Genomic DNA, 17,288 nt, shown 5'->3' on the forward strand with positions numbered 1-17,288 from the left:
CCGCACCGGCGCCGACCCCCAGACCGCGACCGGCCTCCGCATAACCGTCACCTACCCGAACGCCTGACGCCGCCGGCCCGGCCTCGAAATGGACACGCCGGAACGTCAGTACGCGACGCGGTACCAGTGCGCGGACTCGCCCGCGATCGGCTCCAGCCGGACCTGCTCGCCGCCCGGGTCGTCGAAGAGCGGCACCCCGTCCCCGAGGAGCACCGGGGCGATGAAGACGAGCACCTCGTCCAGGATCTTCGCCTCGATGCACTGCCTGGCGACGTCCGCGCCCAGGACATTGACGTAGCGGTCCCCGGCGGCGGCCCTGGCCTGAGCCACAGCCGTCTTCAGATCACTCGCGAAGGTGACCCCCGGCACGGGCCCGGCGGGCGGCCGGTGCGTCAAGACGATCACCGGCCCCCGGTACCGGCCGCCGAACGCGCCCTCCTTGTCGGTGCCCTTGTTCGGGTCGTCGCCGCCGTAGGTGCGGTTGCCGACGAGGAGGGCGCCGATCTGCGCGAGCAGGCGCTCGGCGGTCGGATTCGGTCCGCCCAGGTGCTCGGCCAGCCAGGACATGTCCCCGCCCGGCCCGGCGATGAAGCCGTCGAGCGACATCGTCGCCGAGTACAGCAGCTTGGCCACGGATCTTCCTTTCATCGTCTCCTGAAGGGAAGACTCCCCCCGAACCCGAAAGTCATCGAACGGGCAGGGGGACGGGCTGCCGCGGAGACGCGCGTCAGTGCACCAGGACGATCTTGCCGCGCGCGTGGCGGGTCTCGCTGAGCTCGTGCGCGGCCGCGGCCTCGGTGAGCGGGAACGCCGCCGCGACCGGCACCCGCAGCCTCCCCTCTCCGGCGAGGCGGACCGCGGTCTCCAGCCCGTGCACCGCCGCCGGGTCCGCCGAGGCGCCGAGCGTCGCGCGTGCCTCGTCGGCCGGTGCTCCGTGCGACATGTGCACGCCGTGGGACGCCGCGTCGAAGTCGGCGATCGTCACCACGCGCGCCCGGTCCCCGGCGATGGCGATCAGATCGGGCAGGGCGCCTCCGGCGCAGTCGAACACCGCGTCCACGCCGTCCGGCGCCAGCGCGGCCACCCGTTCGATCAGCCCCGCCCCGTAGGTCGTCGGCTCGGCGCCGAGGGAGCGCAGGAAGCCGTGGTTGTGCTCGCTCGCGGTCCCGATCACGCGGGCGCCGCGCGCGACCGCCATCTGGACGGCGACCGTCCCGACGCTCCCGGCCGCGCCCTGGACCAGCAGCGTATGCCCGGCGCCGACCGCCAGGCGGTCGAGCACGCGGGTGGACGTCTCGACGGAGCCCGCCGCGCCGCCCGCCTCCTCCCAGCTCCACGCCGCCGGTTTGGGCGCCCAGGCGACCAGGACGGCATGGTCGGCGTTGGTGCCGCGCGTGGTCATGGCGGCCATGCCGAACACCTCGTCGCCGATGCGGGCGCCGGTGACCCCGTCGCCGACCTCATCGACGACGCCCGCGGCGTCGAACCCCGTCCGGAAGGGGAACGCGGCGGGCATGACGTCGCCCATCCTGCCGGAGCGGAGGAGGGTCTCTCCGGCGGAGACCCCGGACGCCCGGACGGCGATGCGGATCTCGCCCGGCCCGGCATGCGGCGCCGCCACCTCGGCGACGTGGACGACGCTCGGCGGGCCGTACTCGGTGAACTGAACAGCTCTCATGCCGTGGACCGTAAAGGGAGGCCGGCCCCGGCTGGCTAAAGTGAGAACGGTGAGGGCCGAAGTGGGAACGAGTCGCCGGTCCGACGCCCGCGACAACCGGGCGCGCATCGTCATGGCCGCCCGCACGGCCGTGGCCGCCCGCGGCGCCGACGTGCCGATCCGGGAGATCGCCCGGCTCGCCGAAGTGGGCGTCGCGACCGTCTACCGGCACTTCCCGTCCAAGGAGGCCCTGCTCGCCGAGGCGTTCGCGGCGCAGACCGAACTCTGCTCGGCGGTCGTGGCGCAGGGCCTGGCGGTGCCCGACCCCTGGGACGGCTTCCGCCTGGTGATCGAGAAGCTGCTGGAGGCGCACGCCCGCGACCGGGAGTTCCGCGCCTACGTCGCGCAGCTGCCCCGGACGGCCGCCGTCACCGCCGACCGCGACCGCGTGCTGCGCCTGCTGCGCGAACTGATCCGGCGCGCGAAGGAGTCCGGCGACCTGCGCCCCGACATCGTGGTGGAGGACGTCGCCCTCGCGCTGATGGCGAACGACGGCATCCGCGCCGGCTCACCGGAGATGCGGGCGGCGGCGTCGCGCCGCCTCGCCGCCCTGATGCTGGAGTCGTTCCGCGCGACCCCGGCCCGCGGCCCGCTGCCCCCGGCCGTCCGCCTCCCCCTCACCGCCCGCTGACCCGCGGGCCGGTGCCATCGGGCTCGGGCGAGGAGCGCGAGGATCACCGGACCCGCCGCGTCGTCAGCGGGTGAGGCGGGCGGCGGTCAGAGCTTGAAGAGTTTGGCGAAGGGGGCCAGGATCTTCACTTTCTGCGTGCCGAAGTCGACCAGGACCGAGCGGCCGTCGTGGACTTCGAGGATGGTGCCGAGGCCGTACTTGTCGTGCGTCACCCGGTCCTCGGGGGCGAAGACCTTCGCGGGCGGCGCGGCGGGCGGTGGCTTGAAGGGGCTGGTGGGCAGGTGTCGCCGTCTGGCTGGTTCGGTAGGTTTCATCACCTGCAAGTATGCGCTCACCAGGGCGGTGACGGGGGGCTGTTCGTAAGCTGATACCGAAATCACAGTGAATCCTTGATTCAGCCGACGCCGGGCGGGCATGTGGTACTGTCGGGCTAGTTGCGGTTCCCAAGACATGTGCATGCGCCTGCGGATCAACTTCAGCAGGCGCATTTTTTGTTGCTCTGGATCTTCCGGATGGGCCATCGCGGCGTCCCCGGCCGCGCACGGTGTGCGGGCGGGACCTAGCAGAGGAGATCGACATGGCCACCGGTACCGTCAAGTGGTTCAACGCGGAGAAGGGCTTCGGCTTCATCGAGCAGGACGGCGGCGGCGCCGACGTCTTCGCCCACTACTCCAACATCGCGGCCCAGGGCTTCCGCGAGCTGCAGGAGGGCCAGAAGGTGTCGTTCGACGTCACCCAGGGCCAGAAGGGCCTGCAGGCGGAGAACATCGTCCCGGCCTGACGCCGGTCCGCGCGGCGGGCGGCCTCCCGGGGCCCGTCCGCCGCGCGCGGGTGTCCGCAGGGGCACCGCCTCCGGAGGGGCGTCCTCCGGCCACTCCCGCGGCACCGCGGGTCCCACCAGGTTCGTCTTGAGCTGTTCGTCCGGCCCTGGCCGCGCCTCCGCGCGGTGGAGGACTTCCTCGACACGCACCGTCTTCGAGGAAGGCACTCCATGTCACGCGCGCCCCGAGCAGGCTCCACCTCGCGGCCCCGCCGCCGTCCGGCACGGCGGCAGGACGCCGCACCATCCGCACCGAAGGCACCACCCGCACCGAAGGCTCCGCCGCTTCCCGCGGTCGAGTCGTTCGCCGACCTTCCGCTCCCGGCGCCGCTCCTGGCGGAGCTCGCGCGCCAGGGAGTGACGGCGCCGTTCCCCATCCAGGCCGCGAGCCTGCCGAACGCCCTCGCCGGGCGGGACGTCCTCGGCCGGGGCCGCACCGGCTCCGGCAAGACCCTCGCGTTCGGGCTGGCCGTCCTCGCCCGCACCGCCGGGCACCGCGCCGCGCCCCGCGCGCCCCTCGCGCTCGTCCTGGTGCCGACGCGGGAACTCGCCCAGCAGGTCACCGCCGCGCTCACCCCGTACGCGGACGCCGTGCGGCTGCGGCTCGCGACCGTCGTCGGCGGGCTCGGGATCACCCGCCAGGCGCAGGCGCTCGCCGCCGGCGTGGACGTGCTGATCGCCACGCCCGGCCGCCTCGCCGACCTGATCGAGCGCGGCGACTGCCGGCTCGGCGAGGTCGCGGCCACCGTGCTGGACGAGGCCGACCAGATGACCGACATGGGGTTCCTGCCGCAGGTCACCCGGCTGCTGGAGCAGACCCCGCCCGGCGGCCAGCGGATGCTGTTCTCCGCGACCCTCGACGGCGACGTCGACCGGCTCGTCCGCCGGTTCCTCAGCGACCCGGTGACCCACTCGGTCGACCCGCCGGCCGGCGCGGTCGCCTCGATGGAGCACCACCTGCTGCACGTCGCCGACACCGACAAGCAGGAGACGACCGCGCACATCGCCTCCCGCGCCGACCGCGTGATCATGTTCGTGGGCAAGAAGCACGTCGCCGACCGGCTGGTCCGCAAGCTGGGCGCCCGCGGCGTCCGCGCCGCCGCCCTGCACGGCGGCAAGACGCAGTCGCAGCGCAACCGGGCGCTGGACGCCTTCCACGCCTCGGACGTCACCGTGCTCGTGGCCACCAACGTCGCCGCCCGCGGCATCCACATCGACGACCTCGACCTCGTGGTCAACGTCGACCCGCCCGCCGACCACAAGGACTACCTGCATCGCGGCGGCCGCACGGCCCGCGCCGGGCGCACCGGCACCGTGGTCACGCTCGTCCTGCCGGACCAGCGGCGCGAGATGGACGCCCTGATGGCCAAGGCGGGCATCACCCCGGTGACCACCAGCGTCCGGCCCGGCGACTCCGAGCTGTCCCGGATCACCGGCGCGCGCACCCCGGCCGCGGCCCCCGCACCGGCGGCCGCGGTCGCGCGCACGCCGCGCGACCGCGCGCAGACCGGAGCCGCCCGGGGCGCGGGCCAGGGTCAGGGACGCGGGCAGGGGCAGCGGTCCGGCCAGGCGCAGCGGTCCGGCCAGGGCCAGGCGCGCGGCCAGGGGCGCAGGCCCCGCCGCCGCGCATCCTGACCGCCGCCACCGGTCGCACACCCCCGGAGCCGCACGCTGCCGCCCTTGATTGTGGACACCTGTCCAGACTAGATTCCGGGACGTGCAGCGCGCCGATCTTCCCGAACTGGGCTTCTACGGGCTCGCCGGCCACTCGGCCAGCCCCCGCGACCTGATCGCCGAGGTGGCCGAGGGGGAGCGGCTGGGCCTCGGCTCGGTGTTCCTGTCCGAGCGCTTCGCGACCAAGGAGGCCGCCGCGCTCTCGGGCGCCGCCGCGGCCGCGAGCGAGCGGATCGGCATCGCGACCGCCGCCACCAACCACAACACCCGGCACCCGCTGGTGACCGCGGCGTTCGCGACGACCATGCACCGGATGTCGGAGGGGCGGTTCGCGCTCGGCCTCGGCCGGGGCTTCGACATGCTCTTCGACGTCATGGGCCTGCCCAGGGTCACCATGGCCCAGCTCGAGGACGTCATCGGCATCCTGCGCCGCCTCTGGCACGGCGAGGCCGTCGCCGGGCACGACGGGCCCGCCGGAACGTTCCCCTACCTCAGCCAGGACCCGTCCTTCGACGAGGACGTCCCGGTCATCCTCACCGCGATGGGGGAGCGGACGCTGGAGTTCGCGGGACGGGTCGCCGACGGCGTCGTCCTGCACACCTTCTTCACCGACGAGACCCTCGCCAAGGCCGTCGCGGCGGTGCGGCGCGGGGCCGACCGGGCCGGGCGCGACCCGGCGTCCGTCCGCGTGTGGTCGGTGCTGGCCACGGTCGGCGACCACCTGGACGAGGAGGCGCGGCTGCGCAAGCTCGCCGGCCGCCTCGCCACCTACCTCCAGGGCTACGGCGACCTGCTGGTGCGGGTCAACGGGTGGGACCCGGCGCCGCTGGCCCGGTTCCGCACCGACGACCTCGTCTCCGGCTACCCCGGCGCGTTCGACGCGATCGGCAAGCCCGACGAGCTGCGGCACGTCGCCGGGCTCCTCCCGGACGAGTGGCTCGCGGCGTCCGCCACGGGGTCGCCCGAGGCGTGCGCGGCCCGCGTCCTCGACCAGTTCGCCGCGGGCGCCGACGGCGTGATCCTGCACGGCGCCACCCCCGCCGAGCTCGCGCCCGTGCTGGACGCCTACCGGGCCGTCCGCCCGGACGGGTTCGCCGGGCTGCCCCGCAACCCCGGCCGCGGCCGTTGATCACCGCGTCCTGGCTCGGCGGCGTGCTGGGCGCCCGCGTCGGCGACGTCGCCACGGAGCCGATCGGGACCGGGCAGATCGGCTCGGTGCACCGGCTGCGGCTGACCGGCGATGACGTCCCGCCCCGGCTGGTGGCGAAGCTGCCCCTGGCGGACCCCGCGGCCCGCGCCATGCTCGGCGGCGCGTACCGCACCGAGGTGCTGTTCTACCGCGACATCGCCGGCACCGTCGCCATCCGCACCCCGCGCTGCCACCACGCCGAGATCGACCCCGAGACCTTCGAGTTCGTCCTGCTGCTGGAGGACCTCGCCCCCGCCGTCCAGGGCGACCAGCTCGCCGGCTGCCCGCCGCGGCGCGCGCGCGAATGCGTCGAGGAGCTCGCCGGGTTGCACGGCCCGCGCTGGTGCGACGCTTCGCTGCTGGACGCCGAAGGGCTGAGCCGTCCGGCCGAGGCGGACGCACGTGCCCTGGCCGAGGTGTACGCCCCGGCCGTCGAGACCTTCGTCGAGCGGTTCGCCGACCGGCTCGGCGACGCCGACAAGGACACCCTGCGCGGCACGGCCGAGGGGATCGGCTCCTGGCTGCTCGCCCGCCCCGAGCGGTTCGGGCTCGTCCACGGCGACTACCGCCTGGACAACCTCCTCTTCCCGCCGGACGGCGCGGGCGCGCCCGTCACCGTCGACTGGCAGACCCTCACGATCGGGTTGCCCGCACGCGACCTGTCCTACTTCCTGGCGACCAGCCTGGACGCCGCCGACCGGCGCGCCCGCGAACGCGACCTCGTCGCGCACTACCACCGGGCCCTCCTCGGCCACGGCGTCCGCGACTACCCCTTCGACCTGTGTTGGGACGACTACCGCTTCGCCCTCCGGCAGGCCCCGCTCATCATCGTGCTGGGCTGCGCCTACGGGACGCCCACCGAGCGCGGCGATGCGATGTTCCTCGCCATGGCGGCCCGCGCCTGCGCCGCGCTCCGCGACCACGCGCCAGGCGCCTGACGCCTCGCGGAAGGGGCCTGTAGGGTCGGCCGGTGACTCCCGAACTCCGCACGGACCGCCTCGTCCTGCGCCGCTGGAAGGAGGACGACCGCGCGCCGTTCGCCGCGCTGAACGCCGATCCGGTCGTCATGGAGCACTTCCCTGCGCCGCTCACGCGCGCGGAGAGCGACGCGATGATCGACCGCATCGAGGCGTTCTTCGACGAGCACGGCTTCGGGCTCTGGGCCATGGAGGCCGCCGGGACGGGCGAGTTCCTCGGCTTCACCGGTCTGTCGGTGCCGCGTTTCGAGGCGCACTTCACCCCGGCGGTGGAGATCGGCTGGCGGCTGGCCCGCTCCGCCTGGGGCCGCGGCTACGCGAGCGAGGCCGCCCGCCGCGCGCTGCGCTTCGCCTTCGAGGACCGGCGCCTGGACGAAGTGGTCTCGTTCACCAGCCCCACGAACGTCCGGTCCCAGGCGGTCATGGGGCGCATCGGCATGGCCCGCGACGCGTCCGGCGACTTCGACCACCCGCTCGTGCCGGACGGGCACCGCCTGAAGCGCCACGTCCTGTACCGCGTCACGGCCGCGGAGTTCACCGCCGGAGTGTCCGGAACGTAACGATCCTCCCTGGGGCATCACCGGGCAAAGAACCCGATCGGCCACAAGATTCCGGGTCACGGGACGAACGTCCCCTTCTGCCGGCGCCGGACCGCGCGCAGACTGGCAGGAGGGAGGCAGGCATGAACGGCGAGGAGAGGACACGCTGGCCGCACGTCCTGTTCGGCTACGACGGGACGGCGGAGAACGACGCGGCCCTGCGCTGGGCGGTCGAGGAGGCCCGGCTCCGCGGGATCGGGCTGCTGATGTGCCACTGCTGGCACTGGCCCTACCCGGCCGGCCACACCGATCCCGAGATCGAGACGATCATGAAGCGGACGGGGGAGAACCTGCTCGACAGCGGCGTGCGCCGCGCCTACGAGCTGGGCGTGCCCGGCGCCGTCCGCAAGCGGCTGCGGCGCGGCCCGGCCCTGGAGGCCCTGCTGGGCGCCGCCGGCGGCGCCGAGCTGGTCGTGATCGGCACGTCCGGTGACCCGGTGGACGGGTCGATGGCGCTGGAACTGCCCGCGCGCTCCCCGTGCCCGGTCGTCGCGGTCCGCGAGGGCGACGGGCCCGTGCCGCGGCGGGTCGTCGTCGGGACCGACCGGTCGGCGGGCTGCCGGCCGGCCGTGGGCTTCGCCGCCGAGGAGGCCCGGCTGCGCGGCTGGGACCTGCACGTCGTGTACGGCTGCTGGGAGCCCGGCGCGGTCGCCGAGTCCGAACTCGCCCTGTTCCACGACCGGGACCGGCTGGCGGCGACCCGCGCGGCCGAGCTGGAGGAGGCCGTGGAGCCGGTGCGCCGCCGCTACCCGGACCTGCGGGTCGAGGCGTCGCCGATGCTGGAGCGCCCCTTCGACGCCCTGCGGGAGGCCGCGGACGGCGCCGGGCTCGTGGTGCTCGGGGAGCGGGCGGCGGGCCCCGGCCTCGGGCCGCTCGCCACCGGCATGCTGCGCCGCGACCGCCGCACCCTCGCGATCGTCCCGTCCGGGTGGGCGCCCGAGCCGCGCGCGCACGGCCCCGGCACGCCCGTCCCCGCCCGGCAGGGCTAGCGGGCGGCCGCGGCGGCGGCCGGTCGGCGCGTCAGGGGTCGGTGACCAGGGCCTCGGTGGCGTGCAGCGCCGGGCCCGTCGGCAGGTCCGGGTCGAGGATCAGCTGGAGCAGCAGGCCGTCCAGCATGGCGGTGAACAGCATCGCGGTGCCCTCGTGCCGCTCGGCCGGCCAGTCCGGGCACAGGTGCGCCAGGCGCGCCGCGATCCGGGCCCGGACGGTGCGCGACCAGTCCCGCCGCTCGGCGCCCATCCGCGGGTCGCGCAGCGCCCTGACCAGCAGCTCGGCCGCGAGCCGCAGGTTGCGCTCGCCGGCCGCCATGCGCGGCACGAGATCGCGGAGCGCGCGCAGCGCCGCCGGGGTGTCGGGCGCGGCGACCAGCGCGTCCACCACCGGATCGATGATCATCTCGCTGGCCCGCTGCGCCACCGCGATGTGCAGGCCCGGCAGCCCGTTGAAGTAGTGGTGCAGCAGCCCCGGCCGGGTCCGCGCGCGGTCGGTGACGGCGCGCGCCGTGACCGCGGGCCAGCCGCCCTCGGCGAGCAGGTCGAGGCCGATCCCGACCAGCTGGTCCCTGCGCGCCCGCCCGCGAGGAGTCGACGCCTCCCGCGCGCCGGAGGGGTCCTCGTGGGTCATGCCGCCCAAGCTATCCCAACCCTTGCACCATGCAAAGATCAGCTTCGCTGGGGGAAAGTCCCTCCGCCATCCTCGCACGGCGCCCCCGCCCCACCGCGGAAGAGCGCGGCGGCCGGGTGCGACCGGCCACCGCGCCCCCCGCCCGGAGGGTCAGGACTCCGCGCGCTCGCGCTCCGCCCGCAGCTGGAGCGCCACGTCGATGATCATGTCCTCCTGGCCGCCGACGTAGCCGGCCTCGCCGACCTTCTGCAGGATCTCGTGCACCGGCACGTCGTAGCGCTTCCCCGCCCGCTCGGCGTGCAGCAGGAAGCTGGAGTAGACGCCCGCGTAGCCCTGCGTGATCGCGCCCCGGTCGGCGAACGGCAGCCGGTGCAGGAACGGCTTCACCACGTCGTCCGCGGCGGCCATCACGCCCTGCACGTCCACGCCCGTCGGGACGCCGAGCCGCTCGAACGTCGGCACCAGCACCTCGGTGGGGGAGTTGCCCGCCCCCGCGCCGAGCGCGCACAGCGCCCCGTCGATCTGCAGCGCGCCGTTCTGCTGCGCCAGCACCGAGTTCGCGACGCCCAGCGACAGGTTCTGGTGGCCGTGGAAGCCGACCTGCGCCTCGTGCCCGATCTCCTTGACGACCGCGCTGATCCGCTCCTGCGCCTCGCCGAGGACGAGCGCGCCCGCCGAGTCGACGACGTACACGCACTGCGCGCCGCCGTCCACCATGATCCTGGCCTGCCGCGCCAGGACGTCCGGCTGCACCCGGTGCGACATCATCAGGAACCCGACGGTCTCCATGCCGAGGCCGCGCGCCGCGGCGAAGTGCTGGAGCGACACGTCCGCCTCGGTGCAGTGCGTCGCGATGCGGGCGACGGACGCGCCCGCGTCGTGCGCGAGCTTGAGGTCCTCGACCGTGCCGACGCCCGGCAGCATCAGCACCGCGATCTTCGCGCGGGTCGCCTCGTCCACCGCGGCGGCGACGAGCTTGACGTCGTCCTCCAGCGAGAAGCCGTAGTTGAACGACGAGCCGCCGAGGCCGTCGCCGTGGGTGACCTCGATGACCTCGACGCCGGCCGCGTCCAGCGCGTGCACGACCCCGCGGACCTGCTCCTCGGTGAAGCGGTGCGCCATCGCGTGGCTGCCGTCCCGCAGCGTCGAGTCGGTGATCCGGATCTTCGCCGGGGTCTCCTGCGCGGTCTCCTGCGCGGTCTCCTGCGCGGGGCTCATGATGCCACCTTCCTACGGGCGATCTGCTCGCCCACCCGGGCCGCGGCCGCGGTCATGATGTCGAGGTTGCCGGCCCACGGCGGCAGGTAGTCGCCGTTCCCGCGGACCTCCAGGAACACCGCGACGCGGGCCATCCCGTTCCAGATGTCGCGGGGCTCGTCGAACTGCGGCTCGGCGCGCAGCGTGTAGCCGGGCACGTACACCGCGACCTCGGCCACCATCTTCTCGATCGACTCCTGGATCGCCCGGGTGTCGGCGTCCGACGGGATCGCGCAGAACACCGTGTCCCGCATGATCATCGGCGGGTCCACCGGGTTCAGGATGATGATCGCCTTGCCCCGCCCGGCGCCGCCGACCGTCTCGATCGCGCGGGCCGTGGTCTGGGTGAACTCGTCGATGTTCGCGCGGGTGCCGGGCCCGGCCGACCGCGACGCGATCGACGCGACGATCTCCGCGTACGGGACCGGGACGACCGACGACACCGCGTGCACGATCGGGATCGTCGCCTGCCCGCCGCAGGTGATCATGTTGAGGTTGGGGGCGTCGGAGAGCGTGTCCAGGTTGACCGGCGGGCACACGAGCGGGCCGGTCGCGGCGGGCGTCAGGTCGATCGCCGTGATCCCCGCCTCCTCGTAGCGGGGCGCGTTCGCCAGGTGCGCCTTCGCCGACGTGGCCTCGAACACGATGTCGGGCAGCGTGGGCTGCTCGAGCAGCCAGTCCACGCCCTCCGCCGACGCCGGTACGCCGAGCTTGCGGGCGCGCTCCAGCCCGTCCGACTCCGGCACCACCCCGATCATCGAGTGGACGTCGATCAGCTCGCTGCGCATCAGCTTGACCAGCAGGTCGGTGCCGATGTTGCCCGGCCCGACGATCGCCGCCGTCAACTTGCTCATGAGCGCTCCTCCTTCCCGAACCGGGCGGTCACGGAACCGATCCCGGCGAACGTCGCCGTCAGTGTCTCGCCGGGCGCGACCGGCACGGCCGCCGTGATCGAGCCGGGCAGCACCACGTGCCCCGCCTCCAGGGACACGCCGCGCTCGCCGAGCACGTTCGCCAGCCACACCAGCGCGTTGATCGGCGAGCCGAGCACGGCGCCGCCCGCCCCGGTGTCGATCAGGTCGCCGTCGCGGCGCAGCAGGCAGCCCATGAGCGACAGGTCCTGGTCGTCCAGCCGGACGGGCCGGGTGCCGAGCACCACGGCGCCGCTGGAGGCGTTGTCGGCGATCGTGTCGGGCAGGGTGATCTTCCAGTCCGCGATGCGGGAGTCGATGACCTCCAGCGCCGGCAGCACGTACTCGACGGCGGCGACGGCGTCCGCCGCGGTCGCGCCGGGTCCGGACAGGGGGCGGCCGAGCACGAACGCGATCTCCGGCTCGATCCGGGGCTGCAGGAACCGGCCGGTGTCGATCGGGGCGCTGTCCTGCAGGAACATCGTGTCCAGCAGGACGCCGAAGTCCGGCTGGTCCACGCCCATCTGGCGCTGCATCGCGGCCGAGGTCAGCCCGACCTTGTGCCCCTTGATCCGCGCCCCGGCGGCGGTCCACGCCTCGACCTGGGCGAGCTGGACCGCGTAGGCGTCGGCCACCGACATCTCCGGATGGTCCTTCGTCAGCGGCGGGATCGGAGTGCCGGTGGCGTACGCGTCCAGTAGCGCCGCCGCGGCCTTCTCCACGGAACCCGGGTCCATTGGGGCCGTCCTTTCGTTGTCTGCCGAGGCCGAGCCTCCCCCGTCCGGCACGCGGCGGGCAACGCGGGCGTCCCGCGTGGTGGGACACATCTTCTACAGTGGCGCCATGCCGCCCGACGACACGTTCCTGCGCCGCGCCGTCGCCGTGCTGAGCGCGTTCCGGGCCGACGACGACGGCCTCGGCGCCGCCGAGCTGGCGCGCCGCAGCGGCCTGCCCAAGTCCACCGCGCACCGGATCGCGCTCGACCTCGCCGAGGCGGGCCTGCTGGAGCGCGACGGCGCCCGCGTGCGGCTCGGGCTGAAGCTGTTCGAGATCGGGCAGCGGGTACCGCGCCAGCGGGTGCTGCGGGACGCCGCCGCGCCCTACATGTCGGACCTGCGGGAGGCCACCCGGCAGACCGTCCACCTCGCGGTGCTGGAGGGGACCGAGGTCGTCTACGTGGAGATCCTCGGCTCGTCGCGCGGGCCGCGGCTGCCGTCCCAGGTCGGCGGGCGGCTGCCCGCGCACGTCACCGGGGTCGGCAAGGCGATCCTGGCGTTCTCCCCGCCGGAGGCGGTGCAGGCCGTGCTGGACGCGGGCCTGGTCAAGCGGAGCGAGCGCAGCGTCACCGCGCCGGGGCTGCTGGCCCGGGAGCTGGCCCGGATCCGCCGCGAGGGCGTCGCCTACGACCGGGAGGAGTCCGGCGCCGGCATCGTGTGCGCGGCCAGCCCCGTCCTCGGCGCGGACGGCCTGGCGCTCGGCGCGCTGTCGGTGTCGGGCTGGGCGGCGAGGATGCGCCTCGCGGCGGTGGCCCCGGCCGTCCACACCGCCGCGCTCACCCTCTCCCGCACCCTCTCAGCCGGGAAGGCGGCGGGCCAGTAGCTGGGCCAGGTGCTCGCCGCCGCGGCCCGCGAGGTCGTCCAGCTGGGTGCGGCAGCTGAACCCGTCGGCGAGCACGACCTCGCCCTCGCCCGCCTTCCGGACGGCGGGCAGGAGCGCGGTCTCCGCGACCGCCGCCGACACGTCGTGGTGGCCCTTCTCGACCCCGAAGTTCCCGGCGAGGCCGCAGCAGCCGCCGACCCTCGCGACGTCCGCGCCCGCCCGCTTCAGCAGGGCGGCGTCGGCGGCCCAACCCATGACCGCGTGGTGGTGGCAGTGCGGCTGCGCGACGCCCGTCACGCCGGACAGGTCGGGCGGCGTCCAGCCGGAGGTCTCGGCGAGCAGCTCGGCGAGGGTGCGGGTCGCGGCGGCCACCTCGCGCGCCGCGGCGGCGTCGACGCCGCGCAGCAGCTCCGCCGCGTCCGAGCGCAGCACGCCCGTGCAGGACGGCTCCATCCCGACGACCTTCGCCCCGCGCCGGACGTGGGGAAGCAGCGCCCGGACGGTCTGCCGGGCCTGCGCGCGCGCCCCGTCGAGCTGGCCGGTGGAGATCCACGTGATGCCGCAGCACACCGGGCGCTCGGTCACGGTCACGCGGTAGCCGGCGTGCTCCAGCACCTTCACCGTCGCCTTGCCGACCTCGGGGGAGAACGCGTCGGTGAAGGTGTCGACGAACAGCACCACGTCGCCGTGCCGCCCCTCGGGGCTGCGGTGGGACGCGAACCAGCGCCGGAACGTCACCGGCGCGAACGCGGGCAGCGAGCGCCGCCGGTCGATGCCCGCCGCCCACGCGAGCAGCGGCTTCAACGCGCGCGACCGCAGCACCGCGTTCACCGCCCTGACCGACGCGGGCGCCTTCGCCGCGAGCCGCGTCCACCGCGGGAGCAGGCCGAGCGCGTAGTGCGAGCGGGGCCGGACCCGCCGGCGGTACCGCCGGTGCAGCGCCTCGGCCTTGTAGGACGCCATGTCGACCCCGGTCGGGCAGTCGGACGCGCAGCCCTTGCAGGACAGGCACAGGTCGAGGACGTCGTGCAGCGCGTCGGACTTCCAGCCGTCCGGGCCCAGATGCCCGCTGACGACCTCCTGCAGGACGCGCGCCCGCCCGCGCGTGGAGTCCTTCTCCTCGCGGGTGGCGAGGTAGGACGGGCACATCACCCCGCCCGCCGCGGTGTTGTCGGCGCGGCACTTGCCGACGCCGGTGCACCGGTGCACGGCGCGCGACAGGTCGCCGCGGTCGTCCCGGTGGGCGAGGCCGAGCCCGCGGTTCAGCGGGACGAGCCCCACCGCGCGCAGGTCGCGGTCCACCGGCGCCGGACGGACGATCACCCCCGGGTTCAGCACGTCCTCGGGGTCGAACACGTCCTTGACGGCGGCGCACAGCGCCAGCGCCTCGGGCGAGTACATGTGCGGCAGCAGCTCGCTCCGGGCGCGGCCGTCGCCGTGCTCGCCCGACATGGTGCCGCCGTGCCGCGCCGCCAGCGCGGCCGCGCCGTTCAGGAAGTCGCGGAAGACCCGCGTGCCCTTCGCCCGCCCGAACGGGAAGTCGATCCGGACGTGGACGCAGCCGTCGCCGAAGTGCCCGTACGGGACGCCGAACAGCCGGTACTCCGCCAGCAGCGCCTCGAACTCCCGCAGGTAGGCGCCGAGCCGCTCGGGCGGGACGGCGGCGTCCTCCCACCCGGCGTGGGCCTGCTCGCCGTCCGGCGTCCGCGCGACCAGCCCGGACCCGTCCTCGCGGATCCGCCACAGCGCGTCCGCGAGCGCCATGTCCTCCACGACCATGGAGCCGGTGCCGCCGGAGTCGCCGACGACCTTGCGCGCCCTGTCCCGCAGCTCCCCGAGCTCCGCCCCGGCCAGTTCCACCAGCAGCCACCCGGAGCCGTCCGGCAGCGCGGGCACCGCGGCGTCGCCCCGCCGCTCCCGCACCACGCCGGTGATGCGCGAGTCGAGGCCCTCGCAGGCCACCGGGCCGTGCGGCAGGATCGCCGGGACCGCGTCGGCGGCCTCCGCCATCGACCCGTAGCCGAGGACGACCAGCACCCGGCGGGCGGGCTCGCGCACCATCCGCAGCCGCGCGGCCAGGGTCAGCGCGAGCGTCCCCTCGCTGCCGACCAGCGCCCGCGCGACGTCGAAGCCCTTCTCCGGCAGCAGGTGTTCCAGGGAGTAGCCCGACACCTGCCGCCCGAACCGCCCGAACTCGGTGCGGATCAGCGCCAGCTCGCCGTCCACCAGGTCACGGAGGCGGTCCAGCAGGGGGCTCTCGGACGGCCCCCCGGGGACGTCGCCGAGCCGGAGCCGCTCGCCGGAGCCGGTCACCACGTCGAGGCCGAGGACGTTGTCGCTCGTCCGGCCGTAGCCGAGCGCCCGCGACCCGCACGCGTTGTTGCCGATCATGCCGCCCAGCGTCGCCCGCGTCCGGGTGGACGGGTCGGGCCCGAACCGCAGCCCGTGCCCGGCCGCCAGCTCGTGCAGCCGCGCCTGGACGATCCCGGGCTCGACCAGCGCCGTCCCCGCCTCGGGATCGATCTCCAGCACGCGGTCGAGGTGGCGGCTCACGTCCACGACGACGCCCGGCCCGACCGCGTTGCCCGCGATGGACGTTCCGCCGCCGCGCATCGTCAGCGGCACCCCGAGCCGCCGGCACACCTCCAGCACCGCGGGCAGCTCCGCCGTCTCCCGGGGCGTCACCACGACCGCCGGCGGCACCCGGTAGAGGGAGGCGTCGGAGGAGTACATGGCCCGTGCGAGCGCCGAGCCGTCCACGCCGCCGATCCCGGCCGCCCGCAGCTCCGCCGCCAGTTCGCCCCGCTCAGGATGCTCGGTCACGGTCTCCACGGTAGGACATCGGGCCCGCCCGGGGGGCGGGACCGTCGGCGGGACGAAGGTCCCTTCAGGGCGTCCCCCGCCCTCCGCGAGGGTGAGATCGAACCGGCGGGCGGCGATCGATCATGGTTACCCGCCGGGGGTCCGGGAACGACGACGGAAACCTGGCGGGAGCTATGGAAGCGGTGCGTGCGGTGGCCGAGCGACACGACGACGACCCGGGGCCGGCGGGGACCGGGCGGCCGTGGGTCATGCTGGCGGTGGCCACGCTCGGGTTCGCGGTGAACTTCTGGGCGTGGGCCCTGCTGAGCCCGCTCGGCCCGCGGTTCAAGGACGAGCTCGACCTGACGTCGTTCGAGCAGTCGCTGCTCGTGGCGGTGCCGGTGGTGGTCGGGTCGCTCGGGCGGATCCCCGTGGGGGCGCTGACCGACCGGTTCGGCGGGCGGGCGATGTTCCCCGCGGTGTCGCTGATCACGATCGTGCCGGTGCTGTACCTCGGGCTGGCCGGGCACTCCTCGCTGCCGGCGCTGCTGGCCGGCGGCTTCTTCCTCGGCATCGCCGGGACGGCGTTCGCGATCGGGGTGCCGTTCGTCAACGCGTGGTTCCCGCCGGAGCGGCGCGGGCTGGCGGTCGGTGTCTTCGGCGCCGGCATGGGCGGCACCGCCGTCAGCGCGCTCACGACCGTCAAGGAGGTCGACAGGTACGGGATGGAGTTCCCGTTCGAGGTCATGGCGGCCCTGCTCGCGGTGTACGCGGTCGTCGCGTGGCTCGTGCTGCGGGAGGCCCCGGGGCACACCGCCCCCGCCGAGCCGCTCGCGAAGCGGCTGGCGGCGACCGCCCGGCTCGGCGTCACCTGGCAGATGTCCGCCCTGTACGCGGTGGCCTTCGGCGGCTACGTGGCGTTCTCGGTCTACCTGCCCACCTACCTGAAGGCGGAGTACGGGCTGTCGCAGGCGGACGCGGCCAACCGGATGGCCGGGTTCGTGCTGCTGGCCGTGCTGATGCGGCCGGTCGGCGGCTGGCTGTCGGACCGGACGGGCGCGGTGCGGGTGATGACCGCGGCGCTCGCGGTGACGGTGGCGGGCGCCGTGGTCCAGTCGTTCGCGCCCGCGCTGATGCCGGTCGGGACCATCGCGTTCCTGGCCATGGCCGCCGCGCTCGGCGCCGGGAGCGGCGCCACGTTCGCGCTGGTCGCGCAGCTCGCCCCGGCGAACAAGGTCGGCGCGGTCACCGGCGTGGTCGGTGCCGCGGGCGGGCTCGGCGGGTTCGTCCCGCCGCTGGTGATGGGCGCGCTCTGGGGCAGCCTCGGCGAGTACCGGATCGGCCTGCTGCTCCTCGCCCTCGTGGCGGGGGCGGCCGGGGTGTTCACCGCCACGTCCGTCCGGCGCGCCGTGGCGGCGCGCGCGAACGGCTGACACCGCGCCGTCCGGCCGGGGCCCCGGCCGGACGGCGCACTCCGAGGGCGTTTTGC

The 17,288-nt window shown here is 75.1% G+C and carries 17 protein-coding genes; 9 read left to right on the forward strand and 8 right to left on the reverse strand.

The features are described from left to right. Positions 1 to 105 precede the first annotated feature (105 nt). Complete coding sequence (locus tag CHF16_RS21175; protein WP_089327818.1) at positions 106 to 633, reverse strand: dihydrofolate reductase family protein; 528 nt, start codon at positions 631 to 633, stop codon at positions 106 to 108. A 94-nt stretch (positions 634 to 727) separates the two neighbouring features. Further along, positions 728 to 1,678, reverse strand: a complete 951-nt coding sequence (locus tag CHF16_RS21180) for an NADP-dependent oxidoreductase (RefSeq protein WP_089327819.1) — start codon at positions 1,676 to 1,678, stop codon at positions 728 to 730. 49 nt (positions 1,679 to 1,727) lie between these two features. Between CHF16_RS21180 and CHF16_RS21185 the strand changes: the two genes are divergently transcribed. After that, positions 1,728 to 2,348 carry a TetR/AcrR family transcriptional regulator gene (locus CHF16_RS21185; RefSeq protein ID WP_245868944.1) on the forward strand — a complete coding sequence of 207 codons (621 nt, stop codon included), beginning with the start codon at positions 1,728 to 1,730 and terminating at the stop codon, positions 2,346 to 2,348. Between the two features lie 86 nt (positions 2,349 to 2,434). On the opposite strand, the gene CHF16_RS41485 is transcribed toward CHF16_RS21185, so the two are convergent. Further along, positions 2,435 to 2,869 carry a hypothetical protein gene (locus CHF16_RS41485; protein WP_245868947.1) on the reverse strand — a complete coding sequence of 145 codons (435 nt, stop codon included), beginning with the start codon at positions 2,867 to 2,869 and terminating at the stop codon, positions 2,435 to 2,437. Between the two features lie 56 nt (positions 2,870 to 2,925). Here CHF16_RS41485 and CHF16_RS21195 point away from each other — a divergent pair, with 56 nt between their 5' ends. The 6 genes from CHF16_RS21195 to CHF16_RS21220 all read left to right on the forward strand — a co-directional run bounded on the left by CHF16_RS21195 (position 2,926) and on the right by CHF16_RS21220 (position 8,596). Then, the gene (locus tag CHF16_RS21195; RefSeq protein ID WP_067460243.1) at positions 2,926 to 3,129 is read left to right on the forward strand and encodes a cold-shock protein; all 204 of its coding nucleotides are present in this window, start codon (positions 2,926 to 2,928) and stop codon (positions 3,127 to 3,129) included. A gap of 210 nt (positions 3,130 to 3,339) precedes the next feature. Further along, positions 3,340 to 4,803, forward strand: coding sequence for a DEAD/DEAH box helicase (locus CHF16_RS21200; protein ID WP_089327821.1), 1,464 nt, complete (start codon positions 3,340 to 3,342; stop codon positions 4,801 to 4,803). 82 nt (positions 4,804 to 4,885) lie between these two features. Then, on the forward strand, positions 4,886 to 5,971 hold the full coding sequence (locus tag CHF16_RS21205) for a TIGR03857 family LLM class F420-dependent oxidoreductase (protein ID WP_089327822.1): 1,086 nt from the start codon (positions 4,886 to 4,888) through the stop codon (positions 5,969 to 5,971). Continuing rightward, complete coding sequence (locus CHF16_RS21210; RefSeq protein WP_089327823.1) at positions 5,968 to 6,969, forward strand: phosphotransferase; 1,002 nt, start codon at positions 5,968 to 5,970, stop codon at positions 6,967 to 6,969. The genes CHF16_RS21205 and CHF16_RS21210 overlap by 4 nt, the downstream gene beginning before the upstream one ends. Positions 6,970 to 7,001: 32 nt before the next feature. Next, positions 7,002 to 7,568, forward strand: a complete 567-nt coding sequence (locus CHF16_RS21215; protein WP_089327824.1) for a GNAT family N-acetyltransferase — start codon at positions 7,002 to 7,004, stop codon at positions 7,566 to 7,568. A gap of 122 nt (positions 7,569 to 7,690) precedes the next feature. Continuing rightward, positions 7,691 to 8,596 (forward strand): universal stress protein, encoded by a 906-nt coding sequence (locus CHF16_RS21220; RefSeq protein WP_089327825.1) that lies wholly within the window; start codon positions 7,691 to 7,693, stop codon positions 8,594 to 8,596. Positions 8,597 to 8,627: 31 nt separating this feature from the next. Here CHF16_RS21220 and CHF16_RS21225 read toward each other — a convergent pair whose 3' ends face one another. The 4 genes from CHF16_RS21225 to CHF16_RS21240 all read right to left on the reverse strand — a co-directional run bounded on the left by CHF16_RS21225 (position 8,628) and on the right by CHF16_RS21240 (position 12,135). Continuing rightward, positions 8,628 to 9,230 carry a TetR/AcrR family transcriptional regulator gene (locus CHF16_RS21225; protein ID WP_089327826.1) on the reverse strand — a complete coding sequence of 201 codons (603 nt, stop codon included), beginning with the start codon at positions 9,228 to 9,230 and terminating at the stop codon, positions 8,628 to 8,630. Between the two features lie 150 nt (positions 9,231 to 9,380). Continuing rightward, positions 9,381 to 10,448: a 4-hydroxy-2-oxovalerate aldolase gene (dmpG, locus tag CHF16_RS21230; protein ID WP_089327827.1), complete on the reverse strand. Its 1,068-nt coding sequence runs from the start codon at positions 10,446 to 10,448 to the stop codon at positions 9,381 to 9,383. Next, positions 10,445 to 11,341: an acetaldehyde dehydrogenase (acetylating) gene (locus CHF16_RS21235; RefSeq protein ID WP_089327828.1), complete on the reverse strand. Its 897-nt coding sequence runs from the start codon at positions 11,339 to 11,341 to the stop codon at positions 10,445 to 10,447. The genes dmpG and CHF16_RS21235 overlap by 4 nt, the downstream gene beginning before the upstream one ends. Continuing rightward, complete coding sequence (locus CHF16_RS21240; RefSeq protein WP_089327829.1) at positions 11,338 to 12,135, reverse strand: 2-keto-4-pentenoate hydratase; 798 nt, start codon at positions 12,133 to 12,135, stop codon at positions 11,338 to 11,340. Before CHF16_RS21240 ends, CHF16_RS21235 begins: the two co-directional genes overlap by 4 nt. A gap of 106 nt (positions 12,136 to 12,241) precedes the next feature. On the opposite strand from CHF16_RS21240, the gene CHF16_RS21245 reads away from it, so the two are divergent. After that, a complete protein-coding gene (locus CHF16_RS21245) occupies positions 12,242 to 12,997 on the forward strand; it encodes an IclR family transcriptional regulator (RefSeq protein WP_089327830.1) in 756 nt (251 codons plus the stop codon). Here the strand turns inward: CHF16_RS21245 and CHF16_RS21250 are convergent. Continuing rightward, positions 12,971 to 15,730, reverse strand: a complete 2,760-nt coding sequence (locus CHF16_RS21250; protein ID WP_425427502.1) for an FAD-binding and (Fe-S)-binding domain-containing protein — start codon at positions 15,728 to 15,730, stop codon at positions 12,971 to 12,973. The genes CHF16_RS21245 and CHF16_RS21250 overlap by 27 nt on opposite strands. A gap of 281 nt (positions 15,731 to 16,011) precedes the next feature. Between CHF16_RS21250 and CHF16_RS21255 the strand changes: the two genes are divergently transcribed. After that, a complete protein-coding gene (locus tag CHF16_RS21255; RefSeq protein ID WP_342750105.1) occupies positions 16,012 to 17,232 on the forward strand; it encodes an MFS transporter in 1,221 nt (406 codons plus the stop codon). The last annotated feature ends 56 nt before the right edge of the window (positions 17,233 to 17,288 follow it).

It is taken from the genome of Actinomadura meyerae, assembly GCF_900188445.1.
Lineage (GTDB): Bacteria > Actinomycetota > Actinomycetes > Streptosporangiales > Streptosporangiaceae > Spirillospora > Spirillospora meyerae.